The sequence below is a fragment of the Psychrobium sp. 1_MG-2023 genome (genome assembly GCF_030689115.1).
In the GTDB taxonomy this organism is placed as follows: Bacteria; Pseudomonadota; Gammaproteobacteria; order Enterobacterales; family Psychrobiaceae; genus Psychrobium.
This window is the reverse complement of the sequence record NZ_JAUYVJ010000003.1, coordinates 194,975-205,685: the sequence shown is the minus strand read 5'-3', so window position 1 is coordinate 205,685 and position 10,711 is coordinate 194,975. Positions and strand designations below refer to the sequence as shown.

At 41.5% G+C, this 10,711-nt stretch carries 9 protein-coding genes; all 9 read left to right on the top strand.

The genetic code is table 11. The annotated features are described in order from the left end of the window. The first annotated feature begins 352 nt into the window (after window positions 1-352). The 9 genes from dusA to Q8W26_RS02915 all read left to right on the top strand — a co-directional run bounded on the left by dusA (window position 353) and on the right by Q8W26_RS02915 (window position 10,693). Window positions 353-1,324 (top strand): tRNA dihydrouridine(20/20a) synthase DusA, encoded by a 972-nt coding sequence (dusA, locus tag Q8W26_RS02955; RefSeq protein WP_305472215.1) that lies wholly within the window; start codon window positions 353-355, stop codon window positions 1,322-1,324. Window positions 1,325-1,620: 296 nt separating this feature from the next. After that, window positions 1,621-1,827, top strand: coding sequence for a PspC domain-containing protein (locus tag Q8W26_RS02950; RefSeq protein ID WP_101214460.1), 207 nt, complete (start codon window positions 1,621-1,623; stop codon window positions 1,825-1,827). A 69-nt stretch (window positions 1,828-1,896) separates the two neighbouring features. Beyond that, on the top strand, window positions 1,897-2,880 hold the full coding sequence (locus tag Q8W26_RS02945; protein ID WP_370694256.1) for a DUF2333 family protein: 984 nt from the start codon (window positions 1,897-1,899) through the stop codon (window positions 2,878-2,880). Between the two features lie 91 nt (window positions 2,881-2,971). After that, window positions 2,972-3,724 carry a TIGR04219 family outer membrane beta-barrel protein gene (locus Q8W26_RS02940; protein ID WP_101214462.1) on the top strand — a complete coding sequence of 251 codons (753 nt, stop codon included), beginning with the start codon at window positions 2,972-2,974 and terminating at the stop codon, window positions 3,722-3,724. A 206-nt stretch (window positions 3,725-3,930) separates the two neighbouring features. Beyond that, window positions 3,931-5,718 carry an assimilatory sulfite reductase (NADPH) flavoprotein subunit gene (locus Q8W26_RS02935; protein WP_101214463.1) on the top strand — a complete coding sequence of 596 codons (1,788 nt, stop codon included), beginning with the start codon at window positions 3,931-3,933 and terminating at the stop codon, window positions 5,716-5,718. Further along, window positions 5,718-7,406: an assimilatory sulfite reductase (NADPH) hemoprotein subunit gene (gene cysI / locus Q8W26_RS02930; protein ID WP_101214464.1), complete on the top strand. Its 1,689-nt coding sequence runs from the start codon at window positions 5,718-5,720 to the stop codon at window positions 7,404-7,406. The genes Q8W26_RS02935 and cysI overlap by 1 nt, the downstream gene beginning before the upstream one ends. Continuing rightward, window positions 7,399-8,148 (top strand): phosphoadenylyl-sulfate reductase, encoded by a 750-nt coding sequence (locus Q8W26_RS02925; protein ID WP_101214465.1) that lies wholly within the window; start codon window positions 7,399-7,401, stop codon window positions 8,146-8,148. Before cysI ends, Q8W26_RS02925 begins: the two co-directional genes overlap by 8 nt. A 169-nt stretch (window positions 8,149-8,317) precedes the next feature. Continuing rightward, a complete protein-coding gene (locus Q8W26_RS02920) occupies window positions 8,318-9,154 on the top strand; it encodes an HDOD domain-containing protein (protein ID WP_101214466.1) in 837 nt (278 codons plus the stop codon). 9 nt (window positions 9,155-9,163) lie between these two features. After that, window positions 9,164-10,693: an HD domain-containing phosphohydrolase gene (locus tag Q8W26_RS02915; protein WP_101214467.1), complete on the top strand. Its 1,530-nt coding sequence runs from the start codon at window positions 9,164-9,166 to the stop codon at window positions 10,691-10,693. Window positions 10,694-10,711: the final 18 nt, after the last annotated feature.

Sequence of the window (10,711 nt, the reverse complement as noted above, 5' to 3'; positions counted from 1 at the left end):
TCTCAAGTGGATAAATAGTGAGGTTATTATTCTAAAAGCCCATTAACATTGGTAGGTGGGGTTAATTGACCGCTTACTTCGAGTTAAATGTTTTTGACTTGGAAAATGTAACAATTCCTGCTTCTTTTACGCGAACACGCGCACAATAAACTGTTCCGTTCTTCCTTGTTCGTTTAGTAATGGTATAATTCGCCATCGTTGCGATCCTAGTTTTAGTTCCCCCGAAAGGGCGTTTTAGTTCCCCCGACGAGGTGGTTTTAGGCGAATTTGGCGCAAATCAAATATTAATAAGCTCGTAGATAAACCTTAGGGTGTTAAGCAAGTTAATGAATTACATGAGGTTTTAAATACAGTGACAACAAATATCCCAAACCATCGCATTTCTATCGCTCCAATGCTTGATTGGACCGACCGTCATTACCGTTATATGGCGCGTTTAATCAGTCGTCATCAATTACTTTATACCGAGATGGTCACTACGGGCGCTATTATTCATGGAAAGGGCGATTACCTGACTTATAATGAACAAGAACACCCGCTGGCATTGCAATTGGGTGGCAGTAACCCTGTTGATTTAGCCATTTGTGCTAAGAAAGCACAAGACTACGGTTATGATGAAGTGAACCTCAATGTCGGTTGTCCGTCGGATCGTGTGCAAAACGGTCGTTTTGGCGCGTGTTTAATGGCAGAACCAGCGCTGGTGGCACAGGCGGTGACGGCAATGCGTGAGGTGGTCGATATTCCGGTTACGGTGAAACACCGTATCGGTATTGACGATCAAGACAGCTATCAATTTTTGACGGACTTTGTTGGTCAAGTTAGTGAAGCGGGTTGTGAAACCTTTATTGTCCATGCACGTAAAGCGTGGCTCAGTGGTCTTAGCCCAAAGCAAAACCGTGAAATTCCGCCACTAGATTACGAGCGTGTTTATCAGTTAAAGCGCGATTTTTCTGACTTAGTGATTTCAATTAATGGTGGTATTACCGACCTTGAGCAAACCGCAAACCATTTACAACATGTCGATGGTGTGATGATTGGCCGTGAGGCGTATCAGAACCCATACATTATGTCGCAGGTCGATGCGTTGTTCTTTGATGATCATGCTACGGTGTTAACACGCCATGAGGTGGTTGAGCACATGATGGGTTATATTGAGCAGCATCTATCGGCTGGTGGTCGTTTAAATCATATCTCTCGCCACATGCTCACCTTATTTATGTCAATTCCGGGGGCGAAGCAGTGGCGTCGCTACTTAAGTGAAAATGCGCATAAGCCCGGCGCAGACAATGAAGTGATTCGCCAAGCGCTTTCATTTGTCTCTTAATGATCTAGTGCAATGCAGTAGTAGGTCTTTATTGGTTTACTATTGATAAGCACATTGCAGTTAACAGAATGCAGTTAGCAGAATGCAGTGAGTAGATTGGGCCAAGTTAAATTGGTTAAATAAACGAGGATGTGGTTTATTTAAGTAGCCAAGTTCGTTGTGCTGTTATTATCTAATTGAAATAATTGGTTTAATTAGTTGGCATGGAAGTTGTTTATAAGTTAATAGCATCGCGTGTGATGGTTAAATTTATCACACGATAACCAATTTCATTTTATAAACTGCTTGAGGGTATTATGAGCTTATTACATCGATTTCGTAAAGATACAACTAACGACTTAGCTGCTGGCGTGTGTGCGGGTATTGCTCGCGGCCTCAATATCGAACGAAAGTGGGTTAGAATTGCTGCGCTAGTTTGTTTATTATTAGCCCCGGTCTCAACGTCGATTATTTATATTTTGGCTGCGGTGTTATTGCCGCCTAAAAGTACGTGGTTAGACTAAATTAATAATTGCATTACATAACGGCGCATCATACGTGCCATCAATAACAAAGCTAAAGGAATAACAATGATTACATTGAATAAGAAAGCCATCACTAGTGCACTTGCTGGTGTTGTGGTTGTTGGGGGGCTGTTGTCTGTTTGGTGGGATATTGAGCCGGATGTGATTGATGTCAATGCACTGTCGATTGAGCAAGCGGAAGTGCTAGGGGTGAAACCTGTGCCGGGCTTTGCAACGATGACCGCCGTTATCTCGGTAACTGATACGTTATTAACAAAGCCGGGTGGTTATTTAACTAATGATAAGATTTATCCGTCTGTATTAATGGATAACATGCCTGCGTTTGAGTTTGGCGCATTACAACAAATTCGTGATCTTGCCTTAGTATTACGTAGTGACTTTAGTCGCTCTCAATCGCAATCAGTTGAAGATGCTGATTTAGTGAAGGCGCAACCAGCCCTTAACTTTGAAAATAATAGCTGGATTTTTCCAAGCACCGAGAGTGAATATAAGAAAGCGTTAAAGCATTTCGAGCTTTACCGTACTCGTCTTGCTAACCCATCGTCAAATGCACAGTTTTATGCCCGCGCCGATAATTTAACTGAATGGTTAAAAGAAGTTGAGAAGCGCTTGGGCAGTATTTCACAGCGTTTAAGCGCTAGTGTTGGTCAAGATCGCTTAAACACTGATTTAGCTGGCGATAGTGCTGCTGTTCAGTCAACTAAAGCGGCGAGTCATCAAGAAGTGAAAACCAGCTGGTTTAAGCTTGATGATGTGTTCTATGAAGCGCGTGGTACGAGCTGGGCGTTAATCCACTTCTTAAAAGCGGTGGAAATCGATTTTGCGCCAGTACTTGAGAAGAAGAATGCATTAGTGAGTTTACGACAAATTATTCGTGAATTAGAGCAGACGCAAGAAACTGTGTGGAGCCCTATGGTATTAAACGGTAGTGGTTTTGGCATGATGGCAAATCACTCATTAGTGATGGCCAGTTATATCTCACGTGCTAATGCCGCAATAATCGACTTAAATAAGCTGTTAACACAAGGATAAGCTGAAATATTTTGTATTAAATTCGCTTAACAATGGTTATCATGGCGTTAAAATTTAGTACAAATATCAGTGATAGACTCAAGGATAAGTAATGATAAATAAAAAAATTGCTCTGGCTGCTGCTGTAGCCGCTATGTTCGCAGTACCAGCTAAGGCAGATATGTTAGGTCTTTATGTGGGTGCACAAGGTTGGCAAAACGAAGCAAACGGTGGTTTTGCTGAAGAAGCTAACGTTTTAGATTTTTCATTTGAAGATAAAACCAATGCATCGTTTTACGCAAAGTTTGAACATCCATTACCATTAATCCCAAATGTGCGCGCTCGTACAGGTAAATTAGAAGCTGATGGCCAAACACGATTAACTTCTAGCTTTACGTTTGATGGTAAAACTTATTCAACAGGTACTGATCTTGATACAACGTTAAACTTCACCAACAGTGATATTAGCTTGTACTGGGAATTATTAGATAATGACATCATCGGTTTTGATTTTGGTATTACAGCAAAATACTTAAGCGGTGATTTTAATGTTGATGATGGCAGTGGTAACTTAAGTGTTGAAGATGCGTCGTTATGGATCCCAATGGGTTATTTAGCGGCTAAAGTACGTTTACCATTTGTTGGTGTTTATGCGTACGGTGATGCTAACTTAATTTCTTATGATGATAACTCAATCCATGATTACGAAGTGGGTGTAGGTTATGACATCATTGATAACCTAGCGGTTGATGTTGCAATCACTGCTGGTTATCGTGAAGTGAAAGTTGAGCTAAATGATGTTGATGATATCTACGCTAACCTAGACTTCTCTGGTTTCTTTGCTGGTATCGAAGTTCATTTCTAATCACTAATTTAGAAAAAGCTATTCGTTTATTAAGGGAGCTCTGACGCTCCCTTATTGTTTTTATTAGCTATTTTTTAATCATTTCCTATTTCTTTTCTTTATATTCTTTAATGTTATAAAAAATCATTTTTTATTCTTTTAGGTTATCTGTGATGGGCGTATTATGGTCTCATTCGCAATTGGGCGTCGTGTCTCAGGTAACTAGAATGCTAATACAACAATTAAATTCATTAAGTAGCCCGCTGTCACAACAGCAGGTTGATTCATTAAAGCAGTTAACGGCAACTATGTCGGCTGTAGAACTTTCATGGGTCAGCGGTTATCTCGCTGGCATTAGTCAAGGTGCAAGTGGAGCTGTTGCTGCTCCAGCTGAGCCTGCCGGTAAACTAACCGTTTTATTCGGTTCGCAAACAGGTAATGCTAAAGGCGTTGCCACTCAAGTGGCTGCGGCTGCTAAAGAGCAGGGGATCAATGTTGAATTGGTTTCTATGGCGAACTACAAAACGAAACAACTAAAAGCGGAAACGCATCTATTAGTTGTCGTTAGTACGAACGGTGAAGGCGAGCCGCCAGATGATGCAATTCAATTGCATGAGTTCTTAGGTGGTAAACGTGCGCCTAAATTAGATGGCTTAAGCTATTCTGTTTTAGGTCTAGGTGACACTAGCTATGAATTCTTCTGTCAAACGGCTATCGATTTTGATCAACGCTTAGCGGCGCTTGGTGCAAAATCAGTGGTTGAGCGTAAAGACTGTGACGTTGATTATGATGATGACGTACTTGCGTGGCAAGAGCAGGCTTTAGCGGCGGTTAAAGAAACGTTATCTGCACAGCCAAGCGCTGCTGCTCCAGCATTTGGTGGCGCGGTTGCATCGGCTGAGTCACAATACACTAAGAAAAATCCTTATAAGGCCACTTTATTAGCTAGCCCTAAGATCACCGGCCGTGGTGCTAACCGTGACGTTCGCCACATTGAGATCTCATTAGAAGACTCTGGCATTACGTACCAACCGGGTGATGCATTAGGTGTTTGGTTCGATAATGATCCAGCATTAGTCGCTGAATTAGTTGAGCTGTTAAGTCTAGACGCTGAACAATCAGTTGAGCTTAATGGTGAGCAAGTGTCATTAACACAAGCATTAGTTCAAGGGTATGAGTTAACTCAACTACACCCTGGTTTTGTTGCCGCTTATGGTGAAGCAACAGGTCAAGACGAATTAGTGAAGCTAGCTGAAGATAAAGCCACTGTTCGTGACTTCATTGAAGATCGCCAAGTGATTGATGTAGTGCGTCAATACCCAGCAGCGATCAGCGTAGAAGCATTATTAGGTGCACTACGTAAACTGACCCCTCGTTTATACTCTATTGCGTCAGCGATGAGTGAAGTGGAAGAAGAAGTTCATCTAACGGTTGGTGTGGTTGAATACACAGCCTTTGATAAAGTGCATCAAGGTGCAGCATCAAGCTTCTTGGGTCATCGTTTAGAAGAAGACAGTGAAGTTCGTGTCTTTATCGAGCATAACGATAACTTCCGTCTACCAGCTGAAGATAAGCCAGTGATCATGGTTGGTCCAGGTACGGGTATCGCACCGTTTAGATCGTTCTTACAAGAGCGTGATAACCAAGATGCAAGTGGCGAAAGCTGGTTGTTCTTCGGTAACCAACACTTCACTGATGATTTCTTATACCAAACAGAGCTGCAAGACTTTAAAGAGCGTGGTGTATTAAATCGCATCGATCTTGCGTTCTCTCGTGACCAAGAACATAAAGTGTATGTACAGCATCGCATTATTGAGCAAGGTAAAGACCTTTACCAGTGGCTAGAAAATGGCGCATCTCTATATATCTGTGGTGATGGCAGCCAAATGGCTAAAGACGTTCACCAAGCTTTTGTTGACGTAATCGTTGAACATGGCAACAAAACTGAAGATCAAGCACAAGAATACTTAATAGCATTACGCGACTCTAAGCGTTACCAGAAGGATGTTTACTAATGACTGATGTAAAATTACACGCTAACGAATACATAAAAGCGGATAGTAACCTTCTTCGTGGAACGATTGATGAAGGCCTACAAAACAATATTACTGGCGCACTTTACGTTGATGATACGCAACTATCTAAATTCCACGGTTTCTACCAACAAGATGACCGCGATTTACGTGCCGAGCGTCAAGCGCAAAAACTAGAACCGCTGCATAGCTTCATGCTACGTGCACGTGTTCCAGGTGGTGTATGTACACCAGAACAATGGTTAGATATTGATAAGATCGCTGGCGATCTAACAATGAACCAAAACATTCGTTTAACGACGCGTCAAACGTTCCAATACCACGGTATTTTAAAGCGTAACCTTAAGCCGTTAATTCAAGCGCTAGATGTGTCTTCGCTTGATTCTATCGCCGCTTGTGGTGATGTTAACCGTAACGTGATGTGTAACCCTAATCCAGTTGAGTCTGAGTTACACGCTGAAAGCTACGAATGGGCTAAGCAGTTATCTGAGCAATTATTACCGCGTACTAACGCCTATGCTGAAATCTGGTTAGACGGCGAAAAAGTAACGGGTAAAGAAGAAGAGCCAATGTATGGCGAAACTTACTTACCACGTAAATTCAAAATCGCTGTTGCTGTGCCTCCGCACAATGACGTCGATGTTTACACTAACTGTTTAGGTTTCATCGCTATTGCTGAAAAAGGCAAGTTAATCGGTTTTAACGTGACTGTTGGCGGCGGCATGGGTGCAACTCATGGCGATAAAGAAACATTCCCACGTTTAGCGGATGAGCTGGGTTTTGTTGCACTAGAAGATACGATTGAAGTAGCAAAAGCCGTTATCACCACTCAGCGTGACTGGGGTAACCGTGTTGAGCGTAAACTAGCACGTATCAAATACACTGTTCAGAAGCATGGTATTGATAAGTTCCGCGCTGAAGTCGCTGAGCGTTCTGGTGTGACAATCAGTGAGCCAAAGAAAATTGAATTTACCACCCGTGGTGATCGCTTTGGTTGGGTTAAAGGTCTAGATAACAAATGGCACTTAACACTTTACATCGAGTGTGGTCGTATTAAAGACGTACCGGGTAAAGAAGTACAAACATGTTTCCGTGAAATCGCTAAAGTACACAAAGGTGACTTTAGAATGACATCGAACCAAAACATGATTGTGGCCAATGTGGCGGAAGAAGACAAAGCTGAAATTGAAGCGTTAGCGCGTAAATACGGTGTCTTGGGCGAGCGTTTAACACCGCTACGTGAACATTCAATTGCGTGTGTTTCACTGCCAACATGTGCATTAGGTATGGCTGAAGCTGAACGTTACTTCCCAGAATTTACTGATAAGGTTGACGTACTGTTAGCCAAACACGGTGTTGGTGACCAACCAATCGTCATGCGTATGACAGGTTGTCCAAACGGTTGTGCTCGTCCATACGCTGCTGAAATCGGCTTAGTTGGTAAAGGCCCTGGTCGTTACAACCTATACCTAGGCGCTGCATTTGATGGTACACGTATCAGCAAAATGGTCCTAGAGAACGGTAACGAAGAAGAAATTTTAGCCGACTTAGACGGTCGCTTTGAACGTTTCGCTAAAGAGCGTCAAGACGGTGAGTTCTTTGGTGACTTCTTAGTACGTACTGAAGAAGTTAAAGCGGTTCTTGCTAGCGCGAGTGACTTCCATGACTAAATTGCCACTAGAGACAGATTTTGTCGCACTGTTAGATGCTCCAAAATCCGATCAGCAGGCAGTATTAACTCAGGTTAATCAATATTTAACTGAGCTATCACCTGCAGAGCGGGTTGCATGGGCATTAGAAAACTTGCCAGGTACGCATGCGCTATCGTCAAGTTTTGGTATTCAGTCGGCGTTTATGCTGCATTTATTAAATGCACAAAAGCCTGATATTCCGGTGATTTTAACCGACACGGGCCACTTGTTTGAGCAAACGTATCAGTTTATTGATACCTTGACTACGCGCTTTAACTTAAACCTTAAAGTGTATCAAAGTGCGATGTCGCCAGCATGGCAGCAAGCGCGTTTTGGTAAAGAGTGGGAACAAGGCCTAGACGGTATCGAAGCCTATAATCAACGTAATAAAGTTGAGCCGATGCAACGTGCCCTTAAAGAGCTTAATGTTGGTACTTGGTATTCTGGTTTACGTAGCAGCCAAGCGTCTTCGCGAGAGGGGTTGCCGATTGTTGAGATTCGTGGCGATAAATATAAGTTTTTGCCAATTATCGATCAAAACAACAAGCAAGTGCATGAGTACTTAACAGAGTTTGATTTACCTTATCACCCATTATGGGAAGAGGGTTATGTCAGCTTAGGTGATGTACACACCACGCGTAAATTAGAGCCGGGGATGAGTGAGGAAGAAACTCGTTTCAATGGGCTTAAACGCGAGTGCGGATTGCACTTCGAGATTTAAACACCTTGTTTTGACATCAGAATAAAAGGCCAATAGAAATATTGGCCTTTTTTTTACATTATTTAATCACCTGCATAAATTACAATAATTAGCGCAACATCTGCTACACTTTTTACATAAGTACGGTAATAGAAAATCGTTTGTTGAACACAAGGAATACGAATTACGGATGCTTGAGTTATATGATTTTATAGTTAAAGCTAATCGGCTCTATACCCTGCCCGATATCTGCCTGAAACTGGACTCCTTGATAAAAGATCCGACAACATCTGCAGATGAGGTAGCGCGTTTGGTGAGTTTTGATCCTGCGTTATGTTTCCGCGTTTTGAAGTTAGCAAACAGTGCCTTATACAGTAAAAAGAGTAACATAACCTCCGTAGAACAAGCCGTGATTAAGATCGGTACCGACGAATTATATAATATCGCTTTATCTACCTCAGCCGCTTTAACTTTTAAAGGGGCTGGCGGTAAACGAGTTAATTTGCATGATTACTGGCTTCATAGCGTTTATTGTGCGATTCTTGCTAAAGAAATACATAAATTACGCTTTCCGGGAACTAATAACTCGCTATTTGTTGCAGGGTTATTACACAATATCGGTTTACTAGTTGTATTAGAGCGCTTGCCATATTTTGTTGTTGGGTTAACTGATGTGGTCGGTAAAGAAAAAAAAGCACTGTTGTTTGAGAAAGAAACATTAGGTTTTTCTTTTTCTGATATTTCAAGTGGGCTGTTAAGCCACTGGGGAATTGGAGAGGAATTAGTGGAAACTATTCGTAACCAACATTTATTACATTGTAAATCAAATTATCTTGGGCATAGCCAATCGCTTAATCTTGCGATAAAGTTAGCCGATGAACTCGTTTTTGAGCCTGATATGCCTGCTGAAAAATTTATTACACCATCTATTATCGAGTTAAGTGGTTTGGATGAAGAGCAATTGATAACTATTATCGAAAAAACGACGGATAATGCGCAGTCGCTTTCGAAAGTGTTACAGGGATAGGGGGTGAATATGAATGATATGTTTTTATTCTCTGACGATAATGCAGTAGAAGCAAAACCTCAAAAAGCGCCTTGGCAAGTATTAGTTGTTGATGATGAGAAAGATGTTCATGCTGTTACCTCGTTAGCACTTGGCTCGTTTGAGTTTCACGGCCGCGAACTCGAGCTTCTCCATGCTTACAGCGCAAAAGAAGCTAAAGAAACGTTAAAGAACAATGCTGATATCGCCTTAATCCTACTTGATGTAGTGATGGAGACGGATCAAGCAGGGTTAGAGCTTGCCGCTTATATCCGTAAAGAGTTGAAAAACCATTCAGTACGTATCGTATTACGTACCGGTCAACCAGGCCAAGCACCTGAGCATCAGGTTATTCGTGACTACGACATTAATGACTATAAAAATAAGACCGAGTTAACCTCAGCTAAGCTTTATACCATTCTTTATTCAAATTTACGTTCGTATAAAGATATTAATACTGTGTTACGAAGTAAGGCAGCACTTGAGCGTTTAATTATTGCCTCGCGTGGTATCTCGTCCATTCATGGCCTAAAAGCCTTTGTGAATTTAACACTCGCTCAATTAAGTGATTTGCTACATATCAGTGATGATAAAGCCTTTGGTAAAGAGTCTGACGCCTATTCATACCATAATGAAACCAAAGAAATTAAACATTTCTTATTTCAGGAATCGGAAGAGCTCGAAGAAGATGTCTCACTAGACTCTTTACCAGAGGTTAAACGCGAATTAATTGAAGAAGCGACACGCACAAACGCTAATGTCTATCGAGAAAAAGATTTTGTGATGTTTTGCTCGGGTCAAAAAGTCAGTTTGATTTTTTATGGCAAAACTAAAAGCCGAATAAACAGTATTGACCGTAATATTCTTAATATATTCACTGAAAACTTAATTTCGATTATCGATAATATCTATTTACATGAAGTAATTGATAATAGTCAAAAAGAGTTAATTTATCGTTTAGGTGAGGTGGTTGAATCTCGTTCAAATGAAACTGGGTATCACGTAAAGCGTGTTGCTTATTACTCTGCACTACTCGGTGAGTTAGTTGGTTTACCTGATGATGAAGTTGAGTTAATTAAGAGTGCTTCACCATTACATGATGTTGGCAAGATTGCGATTCCTGATGCGGTTTTAAATAAACCAGGTAAATTGGATGCCGATGAATGGGAAATTATGAAGACCCACGCATTGAAGGGTTATAATATTCTCAATGGTGCGGGTTTAGTTTTATTGGATGTTGCTGCTACCATTGCGTTAACTCACCACGAAAAATGGGATGGCAGTGGCTATCCACAAGGGCTAGCTAAAGAAGATATTCATCTTTACGGTCGCATCACAGCTATTGCAGATGTTTTTGACGCACTAGGGAGTGATCGTTGTTATAAGAAAGCCTGGGAGCTGGATCGCATTCTCGAACTGTTTAAAGAGGAGCGTGGTAAACACTTTGACCCTCGGTTAATTGACTTACTGATGGATAACCTTGATAAGTTCTTAGAGATTCGAGACCGTTATAAAGATTAGGTTGACTACCTAAGTCCC